The sequence below is a fragment of the Rhodococcus sp. P14 genome, from assembly GCF_000256505.1.
Taxonomy (GTDB): domain Bacteria; phylum Actinomycetota; class Actinomycetes; order Mycobacteriales; family Mycobacteriaceae; genus Rhodococcus; species Rhodococcus ruber.
Genome location: NZ_AJFC01000037.1, coordinates 1 through 16,090, shown reverse-complemented (window position 1 = coordinate 16,090; position 16,090 = coordinate 1). Strand labels below are relative to the sequence as shown.

Annotated in this window: 15 protein-coding genes and 1 pseudogene; 10 read left to right on the top strand and 6 right to left on the bottom strand. The window is 71.7% G+C overall.

Going from position 1 to position 16,090, the window contains the following annotated elements; translation table 11 throughout:
- The 5 genes and pseudogenes from OEY_RS0102675 to OEY_RS0102655 form a co-directional block, all read left to right on the top strand.
- Positions 1–363, top strand: a pseudogene (locus tag OEY_RS0102675) (MFS transporter); the annotation flags it as partial.
- Between the two features lie 10 nt (positions 364–373).
- Positions 374–1,171 (top strand): enoyl-CoA hydratase/isomerase family protein, encoded by a 798-nt coding sequence (locus OEY_RS0102670; RefSeq protein WP_017681736.1) that lies wholly within the window; start codon positions 374–376, stop codon positions 1,169–1,171.
- A 66-nt stretch (positions 1,172–1,237) separates the two neighbouring features.
- Entirely contained in the window at positions 1,238–2,293 is a 1,056-nt protein-coding gene (locus tag OEY_RS0102665) for a class I adenylate-forming enzyme family protein (protein WP_029539872.1), read from the top strand.
- 94 nt (positions 2,294–2,387) lie between these two features.
- A complete protein-coding gene (locus OEY_RS0102660) occupies positions 2,388–3,149 on the top strand; it encodes a crotonase/enoyl-CoA hydratase family protein (protein WP_010592403.1) in 762 nt (253 codons plus the stop codon).
- A 28-nt stretch (positions 3,150–3,177) separates the two neighbouring features.
- Entirely contained in the window at positions 3,178–4,101 is a 924-nt protein-coding gene (locus tag OEY_RS0102655) for an adenosine deaminase (RefSeq protein ID WP_010592402.1), read from the top strand.
- Between the two features lie 21 nt (positions 4,102–4,122).
- Here OEY_RS0102655 and OEY_RS0102650 read toward each other — a convergent pair whose 3' ends face one another.
- Positions 4,123–5,448, bottom strand: coding sequence for a D-arabinono-1,4-lactone oxidase (locus OEY_RS0102650; protein WP_010592401.1), 1,326 nt, complete (start codon positions 5,446–5,448; stop codon positions 4,123–4,125).
- 77 nt (positions 5,449–5,525) lie between these two features.
- Between OEY_RS0102650 and OEY_RS0102645 the strand changes: the two genes are divergently transcribed.
- Together OEY_RS0102645 and OEY_RS0102640 are read left to right on the top strand one after the other, a co-directional pair.
- The gene (locus OEY_RS0102645) at positions 5,526–6,170 is read left to right on the top strand and encodes a TetR/AcrR family transcriptional regulator (RefSeq protein WP_010592400.1); all 645 of its coding nucleotides are present in this window, start codon (positions 5,526–5,528) and stop codon (positions 6,168–6,170) included.
- A gap of 70 nt (positions 6,171–6,240) precedes the next feature.
- Positions 6,241–7,416, top strand: a complete 1,176-nt coding sequence (locus OEY_RS0102640) for an amino acid deaminase/aldolase (protein ID WP_010592399.1) — start codon at positions 6,241–6,243, stop codon at positions 7,414–7,416.
- Between the two features lies 1 nt (position 7,417).
- On the opposite strand, the gene OEY_RS0102635 is transcribed toward OEY_RS0102640, so the two are convergent.
- Positions 7,418–8,767: a DUF2252 domain-containing protein gene (locus OEY_RS0102635; protein WP_010592398.1), complete on the bottom strand. Its 1,350-nt coding sequence runs from the start codon at positions 8,765–8,767 to the stop codon at positions 7,418–7,420.
- Positions 8,768–8,799: 32 nt separating this feature from the next.
- On the opposite strand from OEY_RS0102635, the gene OEY_RS0102630 reads away from it, so the two are divergent.
- On the top strand, positions 8,800–9,444 hold the full coding sequence (locus OEY_RS0102630) for an alpha/beta hydrolase (RefSeq protein WP_010592397.1): 645 nt from the start codon (positions 8,800–8,802) through the stop codon (positions 9,442–9,444).
- 474 nt (positions 9,445–9,918) lie between these two features.
- Here the strand turns inward: OEY_RS0102630 and OEY_RS0102625 are convergent, their stop codons facing one another.
- From OEY_RS0102625 to OEY_RS0102610, 4 genes are all read right to left on the bottom strand, one after another.
- The gene (locus OEY_RS0102625) at positions 9,919–11,721 is read right to left on the bottom strand and encodes an AMP-dependent synthetase/ligase (RefSeq protein ID WP_010592396.1); all 1,803 of its coding nucleotides are present in this window, start codon (positions 11,719–11,721) and stop codon (positions 9,919–9,921) included.
- 158 nt (positions 11,722–11,879) lie between these two features.
- Positions 11,880–12,509, bottom strand: coding sequence for a phosphoribosyltransferase (locus tag OEY_RS0102620; RefSeq protein ID WP_010592395.1), 630 nt, complete (start codon positions 12,507–12,509; stop codon positions 11,880–11,882).
- Between the two features lie 63 nt (positions 12,510–12,572).
- A complete protein-coding gene (locus OEY_RS0102615) occupies positions 12,573–13,004 on the bottom strand; it encodes a hypothetical protein (RefSeq protein ID WP_010592394.1) in 432 nt (143 codons plus the stop codon).
- Between the two features lie 147 nt (positions 13,005–13,151).
- Positions 13,152–14,426 (bottom strand): TrpB-like pyridoxal phosphate-dependent enzyme, encoded by a 1,275-nt coding sequence (locus OEY_RS0102610; protein ID WP_010592393.1) that lies wholly within the window; start codon positions 14,424–14,426, stop codon positions 13,152–13,154.
- A 121-nt stretch (positions 14,427–14,547) separates the two neighbouring features.
- Here OEY_RS0102610 and OEY_RS0102605 point away from each other — a divergent pair, with 121 nt between their 5' ends.
- Positions 14,548–15,120 (top strand): TetR/AcrR family transcriptional regulator, encoded by a 573-nt coding sequence (locus tag OEY_RS0102605; protein ID WP_029539871.1) that lies wholly within the window; start codon positions 14,548–14,550, stop codon positions 15,118–15,120.
- Positions 15,117–16,090: SDR family oxidoreductase (locus OEY_RS0102600; protein ID WP_010592391.1), on the top strand; the 974-nt coding region annotated here is incomplete at its 3' end. The genes OEY_RS0102605 and OEY_RS0102600, both read left to right, overlap by 4 nt.

Here is a 16,090-nt window from a genome sequence, read left to right as displayed (position 1 = left end):
CCCCTCGCCGCCACCGCGACGCACGGCCTGCCGCCCCATCAGGCGGGGGCCGGGTCGGGTGTCTACAACACCACCCGTCAGGTCGGTGCCGTCCTGGGCAGCGCCGCCGTGGGGGCGCTCATCACCTCGCGCCTCGCCGTGCACGGGCTCACCGGCGGCGGGACGGCCGACGCGGCCGAGGGCGGGACGACGGCCCTGCCGGAGCCGGTGCGCGCGCCCTTCGCCGCCGCCATGGCCGAGTCGACGCTGCTGCCCGCCGCGGTCCTGCTCGTCGGCTTCGCCGCGGCGCTGTTCTTCGGTCGGCCCGGCCGGGCCGAGCCGGTGCCGAGCCTGTCCCTCGAGGAGCGCAGCACACTCGCCTAGTGTGGCGCGCATGACGCAGACCACCCACCCCACCCGCCTCGAGCGCCACACCACCGCGGCCGGTGCCGAGGTCGCCGTGCTGACCGTCGCGCACGGCACGCTGAACCTGTTCGACCGAGCCCTGTTCGACGCCGTGATCGCCGACGTCGCCGCGCTCGGGGCGGCACCGCCGCGCGCGGTCCTGATCCGCGCGGAGGGCAAGGTCGTCTCCGGCGGTGTGGACGTCCACCTGTTCGAGGGCCTCGACGCCGGCCAGGGCGCCCAGCTGTGGCAGGACCTGTTCGCTCGGATCATCCATCCGCTCGAGGCCCTGCCGTGCCCCGTCGTGTTCGCCGCGCACGGGCTCACCCTCACCGCGGCATTCGAGATCTCGCTCGCCTGCGACATCGTCCTCGCGGCGCCGGGCGCGAAGTTCGGGCTGGTGGAGACCGTCGTCGGTCTGACTCCGTCGATGGGCGGGCCGCAGCGGCTGGCGGAGCGCGCCGGCTCCGGCCGTGCGCGCGAGCTGGTGATGACCGGCGATCTCTACGACGCCGAGACGCTGCGGTCGTGGGGAGTGGTCAACGCGGTGCACGACGACGTCGACGCCGCGGCGCGCGCCCTCACGGACCGGCTCGCCGACGGTCCCACCCGCGCCCACGACGCCACCAAGCGCATCATCGGCGCGTGGCGGTCCGGTGGCGTCGCCCACGCCGACTCGGAGACCCCGGAGGTCTCCGGTGCGCTGTTCGGCACCGACGACCTGAAAGGTGCGGTGCGGAGCTTCCTCTCCGTCGGGCCGGGGAAGGCGTCGTACACGGGAAGGTGAGCCGATCCAGCCCCCAGCTGTGACCCGCGCCATATAGTGCAGGCACACGACGAGGCGGAGGTGACGATGTCGGTGGCGCTGGTCCGGGTTTCGTGTGCAGCCGGGTGGTTCCGTGACGAACGCGTCAGTCGCCGCTTGGACGGTGTCCTGCGGTACGAGGACCTCGAGCCGTGCCTGGCCGAGCTGCTCGACCGCAGCGCGCTGCGGCATTCCGCCCGCGTCGCCGCCGTGGACCGGGCCGGCAACGCCCTCACCTACGGGCAGATGTGGTCGTCGGCGGCCCGGGTGGCCGGCGGCCTGCTCGATCAGGGCGTGGGCCCGGCCGACCGCGTCGTCGTCCACTGCCCGAACGGATTCCGCTGGCTGTACGCGTTCCTCGGGGTGGTCCTCGCCGGTGGCGTGCCGGTGCTGCCGGATCCGACGTGCAGCGAACCGGAACTCGAGTGGATCGCCGAGGACAGCGGCGCCGTCCTGACCCTCGACGGAGAGCTGCCCGACGGGGTGGCGTTCCTGGACGAGGGCGCCGCGCCGGACGAGCTCGCGGTGTTGTACTACGTGCGCAAACGCGGCGGGGGACTGCACGGGGTCGAGCTCACCAACGAGAACATCCTCTCCACGATCGAGGCCGTGGTGCACGCCATGGACCTGACCGCGGAGGGCGCGCGCACGGTGCTCACCGCACCGCTGTCCACGGCGGCGGGCAGCGCCGTGCAACTGCTGCCGACCCTGGCGGCCGGCGGCACCGTCGTCGCCGCCGGGGCGCGGGGGGTGCGCGTGCCGTGGCGGCACCTGCGTGCGTCGTTCCCCGCGGCGAGATGCGTGCGCGGCTGGGGGGTGGCCGAGACCGGCGGCATCGGATTGCTGCTGCCCACCGATCAGCGGGCCGCACACCCGCGCAGCGTGGGGGTTCCGTTCGGCGGGATGGAGGTCGCCCTCCTCGGTCCGGCGGCCGATCGAGGTGAAGGCGAACTGCTGTGCCGCGGCCCCAGTGTCGCTCGCCGCTACTGGAACGACCCGGAGGCGACCGCCGAGACCTTCGACGACGGCTGGTTCCGCACCGGCGACCAGGTGCACATCGACGCGGACGGTTTCGTCACGCCCGTCGCCGTCCGCGTGTCGTGACACGGCGGTCCGCTGCCGTCGGGTTCGAGTGCGGTACAAGCGAACGGACCGCGGCACGCGCGATCGGCAACCGAACCCCGTGAAAGGTGTGCGCATGTCCGACGAGGTCCTGCTCGAGCGTCGCGGTCGAATTCTGGTGATCACCATCAACCGTCCCGAGGCCCGCAACGCCGTCGACGCGGCCGTCAGCCACGGCCTCGCGGCCGCCGTCGACGAACTCGACGCCGACCCCGACCTGTCCGTGGGCGTGCTCACCGGTGCCGGCGGCACCTTCTGCGCCGGTATGGATCTCAAGGCGTTCGTCGCCGGGGAGAACATCGCGGTGCCGGGCAAGGGTCTCGGCTTCACCGAGGCGCCGCCGCGCAAGCCGATCATCGCCGCCGTCGAGGGCTTCGCGCTCGCCGGCGGCACCGAACTCGTCCTCGCCACCGACCTCGTGGTCGCCGCCACGGACGCGAAGTTCGGCATCCCGGAGGTCAAGCGCGGACTCGTCGCCGCGGGTGGTGGCCTGCTGCGCCTGCCCACCCGGATTCCGTATCAGAAGGCGATGGAACTGGCGCTCACCGGCGACGCGTTCACCGCCGAGGAGGCCCACGGCTACGGTTTCGTCAACGTTCTCACCGAGCCGGGCGGTGCGCTGGCGGGCGCCCTGGCTCTCGCCGAACGGATCACGGCCAACGGCCCGCTCGCCGTGGCGGCCACCAAGGAGGTCATCGCCAAGGCCGCCGACTGGCCGGCGGACGAGGCCTTCGACCGCCAGCGCGAGATCGTCGGCCCGGTGTTCGTGTCCGAGGACGCCCGCGAGGGTGCGACGGCGTTCGCGCAGAAGCGTCCGCCGGTCTGGAAGGGCCGCTGACGACCCGCGCCGACGAAGGAGATCGATCGTGCTCGCCGAACTGCACGTCCACATCGAGGGCACCCTCGAACCGGAGCTGATCTTCGCTCTCGCCGAGCGCAACCGCGTCTCGCTCCCGTATGCCGACCTCGACGAGCTGCGCGGCCGGTACGAGTTCACCGACCTGCAGTCGTTCCTCGACCTGTACTACGCGAACATGCAGGTGCTGAGGACCGCCGAGGACTTCACCGATCTCGCGACGGCGTACCTGCGCCGGGCGGCGCAGGCCGGGGTGACGCGGGCCGAGTTCTTCTTCGACCCGCAGGCGCACACGAGCCGCGGCGTGCCGCTGGCCGAGGTGGTCGAGGGCCTCGCCGCCGCCGTCGCGGCGGGCCGGCGGGAGTTCGGCGTCGACGCGGCGATGATCGCGTCCGTCGTGCGGGACCGGCCCGTGCACGAGGCCGAGGAGGTGTTCGGGGAACTGCTGCGCCTGTCGGCTCCGATCAGCGGGCTGGGCCTGGACTCCGCGGAGGTGGGTTATCCGCCGTCGCTGTTCGAGGACGTCTTCGCCCGCGCCCGCGCCGAGGGCCTGCACGCGGTCGCCCATGCGGGGGAGGAGGGGCCGCCCGAATACGTCTGGCAGGCACTGGATCTGCTCGGGGCCGAACGCATCGACCACGGAATCCGCTCCCTCGAGGACCCGCTTCTCGTCGCGCGCCTCGTCGACGAGCAGATTCCGCTCACCGTCTGTCCTTTGTCGAATGTCCGCCTGCGCGTGGTGGATTCGATCGAGCAGCATCCGCTGCCGCGCATGCTCGAGGCGGGTCTGCTGGTGACCGTGAACTCCGACGATCCGGCGTACTTCGGCGGGTACGTCGACGACACGTTCGCGGCGCTGCGCGACCGGCTCGGGCTCACCGACGAGCAGCGGGAGACGTTGGCGCGCAATTCGATCACGGCATCGTTCGGATAGGACGTGCGGTCCGGGCGCGAGCTACGGGCCGAGCACGCGGTCCAGGTACGGGTTGGCGAACGTGCGCTGCGGGTCGACGCGGTCGCGGACGGCGAGGAAGTCGTCGAATCGCGGATACGTCGCGCGCAGGTCGGCCGCGGTGCGGCCGTGCATCTTGCCCCAGTGCGGCCGGCCGTCCACGGCGCGGGCGATCGCCTCGACCGCATCGAAGTACGGCCGGTGTTCGCGACGGTGGTACTGGTGCACCGCGAGATAGGCACTGTCGCGGCCGTGGGCCGTCGACAGCCACACGTCGTCGGCGGCGGCGAAGCGTACCTCCACCGGAAATGCGACGTGGAAGTCGCTGCGGGAGAGCCACGTATCGATCTCGGTGAGCACCTCGGTCGCGGATTCGACGGGGACGGCGTACTCCATCTCCCGGAACCGGACCCGGCGCGGGGAGGCGAAGACGCGGTAGCTGCGATCGACGAACTCCCGGGGGGACAGGGTCCGCGCGGCGAACCCGTTGAGCTTGGGGACGAGGGCCGGCGCGCGGGTTGCGAGGCGCTGGACGACCTCGAACATGCCGTTGGCGAGCACCTCGTCGTCGAGGAAGCCGCGCAGCCGTCCCACCGGGGCGCCCGGTGCGTCGTCGGGCAGCCGGGTGTTGCGCTTGGTGAGTACCCGGTCGGTGTGCGGAAACCAGTAGAACTCGAAGTGGTCGACGCCGAGCCGGTCGCGCTCGAGCACGGCCAGGGTGTCGTCGAGCGTCCCGGGTGCTTCCGCCGCATGCAGTGCGAACGCGGGCACACACTCCAGGGTGATCGTGGCGAGGATGCCGACGGCGCCGAGGCCGAGCCGGGCGGCCTCGAAGAGTTCCGGCTCGGCCTCGGGGGAGCAGCGCACGACCGAGCCGTCCGCAAGGACGAGGGTGGCCGCGCGCGCGACGGTGGCCAGGCCCCCGAACCGGGCGCCGGTGCCGTGGGTGCCGGTGGACATCGCGCCGGCGAGCGACTGCACGTCGATGTCCCCGAGGTTCGGCACCGCCAGACCGTGCTCCCACAGGAGCCGGTTGAGATCCCGCAGCCGGGTGCCGGCCCGCACCGTGACGAACGCACCCGCAGGGGTGGGACGGACCTCCTCGATGCCGGTGAACCGGTCGAGGGAGACGAGCACGCCGTCGGTGACGGCGACGCCGGTGAAGGAGTGGCCGGCCCCGACCGCCTTGACGCGCAGCCCGCGTCCGGATGCGTGTGCGACGACGGCGACGATCTCCTCCAGGGTTTCCGGGGTCTCGTACGCGTGCGGCGTCGCGGATTCGGTGTGGGCCCAGTTGTGCCAGGTGGCGACGGGGCGGTCGGTGGCCATGCGCCAATCATCGACTTGGACGACCGTCCAGGTCAATAGGTGCCGACGGATCCGGGCCGGGTTCTACGATCGGAGGCATGCTGAACCGGTTGCCGGCGGACCAACGTCGAGCCCAACTCGTCGAATCCGCTCTCGCGCTGGCAGAGGGCGGGGGTCTCGGGGCCGTCACCGTGCGGGCGGTCGCCGAGCACGCCGGCGTCTCCCTCGGGGTGGTGCACTACTGCTTCGAGAGCAAGGAGGCCCTCGTCGCCGCGATGGGGGAGGCGCTGGTGCTCCAGCTCAGCCAGGCGCTGCGCACCGCCTTCACCCTCCCGCAGGACGGACCCGACCCGCAGGGCCTGCGCGGCTTGCGGCAGCTGCTCTACGTGGGGATCAACGCGATGTGGCCGACGATCGAGAAGACGCCCGACCGGCAGCTGCTCACCTACGAGATCACGGCGTACTCGCTGCGTCACCGCGATGCCGGCGAGCCCCTCGGCGGCAACATCGCCACCGATCAGTACCGCATCATGGACGTCGAGGCACGGACGTTCCTCGAGGAGTGCGCCGCCCGCACCGGCACCGAGTGGATCGAGCCCGTCTCGACCGTCGCCCGGCTCGCGCTGGCCATGCTCGACGGACTGGTCCTGCGATGGCTGGTCGATCGGGACGGCGACGCCATCGTCACCGAACTCGACGACATCGCCGCGATCGTCGCCGGACGGGCCGTGGAAACGACCTGAACCTGGACACAGGTCCAACTCGGTGCTTGACTGGCCGCGACCCCCGACCTGCCGTGGATTGGACCCCGCCGTGACCCACCCCCTCGACCGGCTCCACGACGCGACGGCCGACCTGGACCCCCCGCTCGCGGCCGTCGATCTCCCCACGCTCCGGAGCAACGCCGCCGACCTCGTCCGCCGCGCCGGGGGTACCCCCGTGCGAGTGGCGAGCAAGTCCGTCCGGTGCCGCGCCGTCCTCGAGGAGGTGCTCGGCACCGGCCTCACCGCCAGGGCCGGATTCCGTGGGATCATGGCGTACTCGCTGCGCGAAGCGCTCTGGCTGGTCGAGCGCGGCGCCCGCGACGTGCTTCTCGGCTATCCGACCGTCGACCGAGCCGCGCTCGCCGAACTGGCCGGCCGGCCGCAGGCGCTCGACGCCGTCACCCTCATGGTCGACTCCGCCGCCCAGCTCGGCATCGTGCGCGACGCCCTCGGCACCGCCCGCGTGCGTCCCCGCGTGTGCCTCGACGTGGACGCGTCACTGCGGCTCGGGCCGGTGCATCTCGGTGTGCGGCGCTCGCCGCTGCGCACCCCCGACGAGGTGGCGCAGCTTGCGCGCTGCGCGACGACCGCCGGTTTCGCCGTCGTCGGCGTGATGTTCTACGAGGCGCAGATCGCCGGTCTGCCCGACACCTCGCCGGCGGTCCGGTGGGTCAAACGCCGCTCGGCCGCCGAGCTGTCCACCCGGCGCGGCGCCGTCGCCGGGGCCGTCCGTGCTGTCGTCGGCGACCTCGAGATCGTCAACAGCGGCGGCACCGGCTCGCTCGAGGTCAGCTCCGCCGACCCGGTCGTCACCGAGGTCACCGCCGGCTCCGGTCTGTACGTGCCCACGCTGTTCGATCGCTACCGGGCCTTCACCCCGCGCCCTGCGCTGTATTTCGCACTGCCCACGGTGCGCAGGCCCGGCCCCACCGTCGCCACCCTCTTCGGGGGCGGCTACATCGCCTCCGGCCCGGCGGGTCCCTCGCGGGTGCCGCGTCCGGTCCGTCCCGCCGGCCTGCGGCTGCTGCGCGCCGAGGGAGCCGGTGAGGTGCAGACCCCCGTCACCGGCCGTGCCGCGGCGGATCTGCCCGTCGGCGGGCGCGTATGGTTGCGGCACGCCAAGGCGGGGGAGCTGTGCGAGCGGTTCGCGGAACTGCACCTCGTCGACGCCGACGGCACCCGCACCACCGTCCCCACCTACCGCGGCGAGGGGCGCTGCTGGTGACCTACGGCCCCTTGTCGCACAGCGCCCGCCAGTCCTGCTCCGTGCGATCGGCGTAGGCGGCCGACCACCGCGCGACCGCCTCGTCGAAGACCGTCCCGCGGCCGAGGTACCCGGCGACGAACGCGCCGACCGGGCTCTGGCTGTGGGCACGGGCGAGCAGCGCCCCGCACAACCGGCCGTACCGCTCCAACTGTGCGGCACTCAACCGATCCCACTGCACCGATCCCTTCATGTCACGGAACTGCCGGACGTAGAAGTCCCGTCGCACGCCGTCCGGACCGGGCACGCCGGTGATCCAGCCGAGGAGCGGATCCGAGTGGGCCTGCAGGATTCGCTGCGCACCCACGACCCGGGCGCCCTGGCCGTGCGTGATGAGTTCGGACGCGACGCGGTGGGGAGTCTCGCGGATCCCGCCGTGCGTCTCCAGCACCGACTGTCCGGCCTCCTTGACCTGGAGGAACAGCGGCTCGTCGGCCGGCCCGAGCAGCAGGACGACGAAGCACCGGGTGCCCACACTGCCCACTCCCACGATCCGCATCGCGAAATCCACGACGCGGTACTGGGAGAGCAGCAGCAGGACGTCCGCCCGCACCGTCGCCCGGTAGGACGCGACGATCCCCTCGATGGCTTCGAGCGACCCGATGTCGAGGTGCCGGACGATCGGGGGTTGGTCGACGATGCGCGGTGCGCCGTCGGCCGTGGTAACCGTCAGCTTCCTCAGGACCTGTTCGGAGGTGCGGCCCCGTGCCTTCTGCACGACGGCGCGTATCGCCTCCGGATTCCGCGACGCCTGCTCGATCTCGTCCGCGTCGACCTGGAAGTAGAACCGCTCGGTGGCCGTCAGGTCGGACAGGAAGCGGATCGTCTCGCGGTACGAGCGCACCGTCGTGAGGGTCGCGTCCCGGCACTGCTGCTCGGTGCGCCCGGTCTGACGGCCGGCCAACCACACCGACGCGGCCAGCCGTTTGACGTCCCAATCCCACGGCGCCGGATACGCTTCGTCGAAGTCGTTGAGGTCGAACAGGACTCGGCGCTCCGGCGAGGCGTACAGGCCGAAATTCGCCAGATGTGCATCGCCCGACGCCATCACGTGGGGCCCCGTCACCGGCTCGGTGGACAGGTCCCCCGCCATCGCGGCGGCGCTGCCGCGGTAGTAGGCGAACGGCGACTCCGACATCCGTTCGTACCGGATCGGCACCAGTTCCGGCAGTCGGGTGCGGTTCTGCTGTTCGAAGATCGCGACCGGATCCCTTTCGGGACAACGAATTTCGCCGTGCGCACTGCGGGGCATGCGGGTGCGGGCGGCGCGCCCCTCGGCTCGGCTGCGCTCGACGGCGGTGGTCGGTGTCATCCCGCGATTGTGCACCGGCGCACAATGGCCGCATGCCCTTTTTCGACGGCAGCACCGGCCGCGTCCACTACCGGCACTGGTCCGTCGACGGCGCGACGGCCGCCGTCGTCTTCGCCCACGGGATGCGTCAGCACACCGGTCACTACCATCGCTTCGCCGCGGGTCTGGCGCCGCACGGCATCGCGGTGTGGGGCCTCGATCTCGCCGGGCACGGCCTGTCCGAGGGCAACCCCGGTGAACCGGGCGCCGTCGACGACCTGGCGGCCGACCTGCTGTGCGTCGCCGAGCTGGCCGAGCGCGCGGAGCCGGGGATGCCGTTGGTGGTGATGGGGCACTCGCTCGGCGCGGGAACCGCCCTCACGGTGCTGCGCACCGACGCCGGCCGATTCCGCGGCGCCGTGCTGTGCGGGACGCCTCGATCGGCGGCCGTGCCCGCGACGGCCGAGATCCTCGCGCAGGCGCGCATACCGCTGCTCGCGGTGCACGGCGTCGACGACCGGCTGGCCCCGATCGAGCCCGTCCGGGCCTGGTCCCGGACGATCCCGGCGTTGGAGCTGCGCGAGTACCCGGACGCAGGCCACGACCTGCTGCACGAGCCGGTGCACCGCACGGTGACCCGCGACGTCGCCGAGTTCGTCCTGGCCGTGACCGACGTGCCGGCCCACCGACGCGAGTGAGCGAATGCATCCCTCGCCGCGGAGGTGGAGGATGCATTCGCTCAGCCGGGGCATGGCCCTACGAGTAGATGGCCCTACGAGTAGATGGCCCTACGAGTAGATGGCCCTACGAGTAGATGGCCCTACGAGTAGATGGCCCTACGAGTAGATGGCCCTACGAGTAGATGGCCCTACGAGTAGATGGCCCTACGAGTAGATGGCCCTACGAGTAGATGGCCCTACGAGTAGATGGCCCTACGAGTAGATGGCCCTACGAGTAGATGGCCCTACGAGTAGATGGCCCTACGAGTAGATGGCCCTACGAGTAGATGGCCCTACGAGTAGATGGCCCTACGAGTAGATGGCCCTACGAGTAGATGGCCCTACGAGTAGATGGCCCTACGAGTAGATGGCCCTACGAGTAGATGGCCCTACGAGTAGATGGCCCTACGAGTAGATGGCCCTACGAGTAGATGGCCCTACGAGTAGATGGCCCTACGAGTAGATGGCCTCGATCGCCGTGCCGTGCGCCTCGTGGATGACGTTGCGCTTGAGCTTGAGCGTCGGGGTCAGCTCGCCGGTCTCGATGGTGAAGTCCACCTCGAGGATCCGGTACTTCTTGATCTGCTCGGGGTTGGAGACCTTCTTGTTGCCCTCGGCGACCGCGGCGTCGATCTCCGCGATCAGGTCGGGATGCCCGAGCAGCTCGGAGACCGGAGCGTCGGCGGCGATGCCGTGGCGTTCCTTCCAGCCGGGCAGGGCCTCGGGATCGAGGGTGATCAGCGCGCCGATGAACGGCTTCGCGTCGCCGACGACGATGACCTGGCTGATCAGCGGGTGTGCCCGGAGCGCGTCCTCGAGCACGGCCGGGGCGACGTTCTTGCCGCCGGCGGTGACGATGAGCTCCTTCTTGCGGCCGGTGATGTGGACGAACCCGTCCTCGTCGATCCTGCCGATGTCACCGGTGTGGAACCAGCCGTCGACGATCGCTTCGGCGGTGGCCTTCTCGTTCTTCCAGTAGCCGCCGAACACCGCGGGGCCCTTGAGCAGCAGCTCGCCGTCCTCGGCGATGCGTGCGGCGTGCCCGTTGACCGGCCGGCCGACGCTGCCCACCCGCTGGTGCTCGGGGGTGTTGAGGGTGACGCCACCCGTGGTCTCGGTCAGGCCGTAGCCCTCGTAGATGGGAATGCCGACGCCGCGGAAGAAGTGGCCCAGGCGCGCGCCGAGGGCGGCGCCGCCGGAGACCGCCTGCTCGCACTCGCCGCCGAGGGCCGCGCGCAGCTTGCTGTACACCAGCTTGTCGAAGACGAAGTGCTTGATCTTCAGGCCGAGGCCGGCCCCGCCCTTGTCCAGCGCCTCGCTGTACGCGATGGCGGTGTCGGAGGCCTTCTCGAAGATCTTGCCCTTGCCGCCGTCGTACGCCTTCTGCTTGGCCGAGTTGTAGACCTTCTCGAACACGCGCGGGACCGACAGGATGAAGTTCGGCTTGAACTCGCCGAGCTGGTCGAGCAGCGTGGTCAGGTCGGAGGTGTGCGCGACGGTCACGCCGTGCTCGAAGGCGCCGAACGAGATCTCGCGGGCGAACACGTGGGCGAGGGGCAGGAACAGCAGGGTCCGCTTGCCGCTCACCATGGAGTTCGGGAGGGCGAGCTTGACGGCGGCGGCCTCGGCCCACAGGTTGCTGTGGGTCAGCTGCACGCCCTTGGGGCGGCCGGTGGTGCCCGATGTGTAGATCAGTGTGGCGGGGGACTCGGCCCGCACCTGGTGGCGCCGCTCCTCGAGCTGTGCGTCGGTGATCGCCGCACCCCGGGCGATCAGCTCGTCGACGGCGCTCTTGGCGCCCGGTGCGCCCTCGATCTGCAGGACCTCGCGCAGGGCCGGCGCGGCCTCGGCCACCGTCGCAACCGTTCGGGCGTGGCCGTCGTTCTCGACGACGAGCAGCGAGGTCCCCGAATCCTCGAGGATCCACTGGGCCTGGTCGGCCGAGGAGGTCTCGTAGATGGCGACGGTGCAGCCACCGGCCGCCCAGATCGCGTAGTCGATCAGGACCCACTCGTAGCGCGTGCTCGACAGGATCGCGACCCGGTCACCGAGCTCGATCCCGGACGCCATCAGGCCCTTGGCCACCCCGCGGACCTGGGCGGCGAACTCGGCGGCGGTGACGCTGACCCACCGGCCGTCGATCCGGCGCTCGAACGGCACCCAGGTCGGCGACTCCTTTTCGTGCCGGAAGACGGCCTCCGCCATCGATGCGTCCTCGGGGATCGAGAACGACTGTGGCACGGCAAACTCTTTCACGGTGACCCCTCCATCAATTTTCCACTTGTGGATGTGCATTGCATCACACGAGGCTGGAAAATGCAGCAGCGGGGGTGCCCGATTTGTAGCCTTTTCGCGCTGACCTGTAGATATACCTGTGAATTCTGGACACGGATACCGGTCGGCGCGGCAGGTGCTCAGGCGGATTCGAGCAGGCGGGCGGCCTCGTCGTCGGAGAGCTGATGGAAGTCGTCGTACGCGGCCCCGACGCTGCCCAGGTCGGCAGGCGTGAACGGGCACACCACCTCGTCGGCCACCGCTCGGACGCGTCGCGCCGCCTCCGGGGAGGCCACGGGAACCGCCAGCACCACCCGCTCGGCCCCGGACTCCCGCGCGGCCAGGCAGGCGACGGCGGCGGTCGCGCCGGTGGCCATGCCGTCGTCGACGAGGACGACCGTGCGTCCCGACAGCGACGTGCGCTCCTTGCCGCCGCGCAGCAGCCGGGCGCGACGGTCGAGTTCGGTGCGTTCGCGGGCCTCGATCCGTTCGATCGAGTCCTCGGCCACCCGGCCGATACGGATGACGTCCTCGTTGAGCACGCGGAAGCCGCCCTCGGCGATGGCGCCCATCGCTAGTTCCGGTTGCCACGGCACCCCCAGTTTGCGCACGACGAGTACGTCGAGCGGGGCGTCGAGCGCGTGTGCCACCTCCCGTGCGACGGGGATCCCGCCGCGGGGGAGCGCCAGGATCACGGGGTTCGCCTCGCGCAGGTGGGCAACCGAGCGGGCCAGCCGCCGCCCGGCCTCCGGACGGCCGGAATAACGCATGCGTCGAGTATGCGCCCGGCCGACGGGTGGCCGGGCGGATTTGCCGCGGCCCGCGGGGGTCGGTCAGGCGACGCCGGACAGGGCCCGGGCCGGGCGCAGGGCGTCGAGGAGCGGCTGCCAGACGGCGGGGTCGCCCCCGGCCCGCTGCCACTCGTCGGCGAGGGTCGTGTCGTCCGTGCCGGCGAGGTCGTCCGCCGAGTCGACCCCGTGCCGGTGCAGGACATCGGCGGCCAGTTCGACGGTGTCGGCGGCGATGGGCGCGTCCTCGGGGCTGTAGCGACGACGGTAGTGCCCGACCTTGCCGGCCCACTGGGCGCTGCCGCCGGTCTCCTCGAAGGTACGCAGAAGCGCGCGGATCCCGTCGTGGCCGGCGTCCGCGCCCTGCGCCGCCCGGTAGGCCCGGTAGCGATCGGTGACGATCCCAGGGTCTATCCCTCGGGTGCGGTGCACTGCGTCGAGCAGGCGCAGGGCCAGGTTGTCGGCTGCGTCGGGCATCAGGGCCTCCCGGTGGTGACATCGCGCGATGAAGCGGTTCCACAGGTGTATCGCCGATGACCGGCAGTGTGTTGCATCACAGCGTTCTTCGGCGTGTCTTCCCCCCGATCACAGGGGGAAGACACGCCGGCAGCGCTATCCGAGCTGCTATCCGAGCTCGCCGTGCAGGTAGGCGGCGTAGGCCGGCAGGTCGAGCTGCCCGTGCCCCGACAGCCCGATCACGATCACCTCGGGTTCGGTCACGGTCCGCGCGTACTCGGCGGCCGCCGCGATCGCGTGGGCCGACTCGGGGGCCGGCACGATGCCCTCGGTGCGGGCGAACTCGACCGCCGCCGCGAAGGCGTCGGTCTGCGCCACGGCTGTGCCCTGCACGTATCCCAGTTCGACGGTGTGACTCAGCAGTGGCGCCATGCCGTGATAGCGCAGCCCACCGGCGTGGATGGGATCGGGAATGAAATCCTGACCGAGGGTGTGCATCTTGAGCAGCGGGGTCAGGCCCACGATGTCGCCGTGGTCGTAGCGGTACTCGCCGCGCGTGATGGACGGGCACGCGGCGGGCTCGGCCGCCACCACCCGGGTGGTGGCACGGCCGTGCAGCACCTCGCGCAGGAACGGGAACGACAGGCCCGCGAGGTTGGAGCCGCCGCCGGCGCACCCGAACACGACGTCGGCCTGCTCCTCGCCGGCGGCACGCAGTTGCTCGACGGCCTCGAGGCCGATCACGGTCTGGTGCAGCACGACGTGGTTGAGCACGCTGCCGAGCGCATACCGGGCGGCGGGATCGCCGGCGGCGACCTCGACGGCCTCGGACACGGCGATGCCCAGCGAGCCGGGGGTGTCCGGCTGCTCGTCGAGGACCTTGCGGCCGGACGCGGTGAGGTCCGACGGGCTCGAGTGCACGGTGCCGCCGTACACCTCGATGAGGTGCCTGCGGTACGGCTTGGACTCGTACGAGGCGCGCACCTGCCACACCTCGAGGTCGATGCCGAACTTCGCGCATGCGAACGACAGGGCGCTGCCCCACTGGCCGGCGCCGGTCTCGGTGGTGAGCTTCTTCACGCCGTCGACGGAGTTGTAGTACGCCTGCGCGAGAGCCGAATTCGTCTTGTGGCTGCCCACCGGGCTCACGCCCTCGTACTTGACGTAGATGCGGGCGGCGGTGCCGAGCGCCCGCTCGAAGGACCGGGCCCGCAGCAGCGGCGTGGTGCGGTAGGTCGCGTACGCCTCCCGGACGGGCTCGGGGATCGCGATGTCGGTCTCGGTGGAGAGCTCCTGTTCGATCAGCCCCGCGGCGAACAGCGGTTCGAGATCGGCGGCCGTGACCGGCTCCCTCGTGCCGGGATGCAGGTGCGGCGGCGGAGCGTCGGGCAGATCTCCCGCGATGTTGTACCAGTGGGTGGGAATGCTGACGGGCTCCGACACCGGACGGTCCTTTCGTCTTACGAGAGTGGAACGGGTTCAGTGTGCCTTCCGTCGCATGCGGGCTGTCGCGCCAGGTCCGTCGGCATCGACAGAAATATGTAGACCGGTCTATTATTTAGGGGTGACCACCAAGGGAGCGCGCACGAAGGCGCGCATGATCGACACCACGCTGGATCTGATCCAGTCCCGCGGCTACCACGGCACCGGGCTGGGCCGCATCACCGACGCCTCCGGGGCGCCGCGCGGCTCGGTGTACTTCCACTTCCCCGGCGGCAAGGACGAACTCGTCGTGGCGGCCCTGGACCGGGTGGGCGCGGAGTTCACCGGCCTGCTCGAGGAGCTGCTGGCCGAGGGGCGGACCGCCGCCGAGATCGTCGCCGCGGTGTTCGACGACCTCGCGGCCCGGCTCGAGGGGTCCGGGTTCGCGGCCGGCTGCGCCGTGGTCGCCGTCGCCGTCGACGCCGCCGCCGACAACCCTGTGCTGCAGCAGAGCTGCGCCCGCGTCTACGAATCGTGGCGCGTGATCCTCGAGCGCGTGCTCGCCCGCGACGGGGTACCCGATGCCGCCCGGCTCGCCGGGGTGATCGTCAGCCTCGTCGAGGGCGCCACCACCGTCGCCCGTGCCCGGCACGACGTGGCCCCCCTCGCGGACGCCCGCGCGGTCGCACTCGACCTCGTCGGAGCCGGACGATGAGCGCCGCGGTGGTCTTCGGGGCGACGGGGTTCCTCGGCCGCGGACTGCTGCGGGACCTGCTCACCGGCCCCGACGGGGACGTCCTCGTCGTCGCCGCGGTGCGTTCGGCGGAGTCCGGGGCACGCCTGCGCGACCGGCTCGCCGCCGACGGGGTGCCGCTCGACCGGCTCTCGGTCCACGTGTTCGACCCGGACGCCGCCGAGCTCGCCCTCGATCCCGCGCCGGCGGACGTGCGTGACGTCTACAACCTGGCCGCCGCGTTCGCCTTCGGGATGACCGCGCACGCGGCGCGGGAGGTGAACGTCGTTCTGGCGGCGAAGATCACCCGATTCGCGGCGGTGGCGGGCGCGCGCCGGCTCGTGCACGTCAGCGGCTACCGGGTCGCGGCGTACCCGGCCGTGCCGGCGCCGTGGCCCCGGCGGCACCGGCGGCGCACCTACCGCAGGTTCGGCGCGTACGAGGCGTCGAAGATCGAAGCCGACGCGGTGGTGCGTGCACTCGCCGCCGAACTCGGGGTTCCCCTCACGGTCGTCAATCCCGGGACGGTGATCGGCGACTCCCGCACCGGGGCGGCCGATCAGTACCTCGGTCTCGCGGAGCTGGTCGTGCAACTCGCCCGCGGGCAGCTGCGCGCCGTGCCCGGCTCCCGGCGCACCGTGCTGCCCGTCGTCACCGTCGACCATCTGGCCCGGTTCCTGGCGCTGGTGCCGCGCGATCCGGAGACGGTGGGGCAGGCCTACTGGGTCCTCGACGAGGCCACCCCTCCGCTGCCCGAACTCGTCGCCCTGCTCGCCGACGAACTCGGCGTCCCCGCACCACGCCGGCGGATACCCGTGGCGGTGCTGCGGGCGCTGCCGTCCCGCGTGACCGGTGCGGAGAAGGAGACCCTGAGCTTTCTCAGCGCCGACACCTACCCGACGGCGTCCGCCGCCGCCCTCGCCCGCCGGCACGGACTCGAGTACCCGCCGGT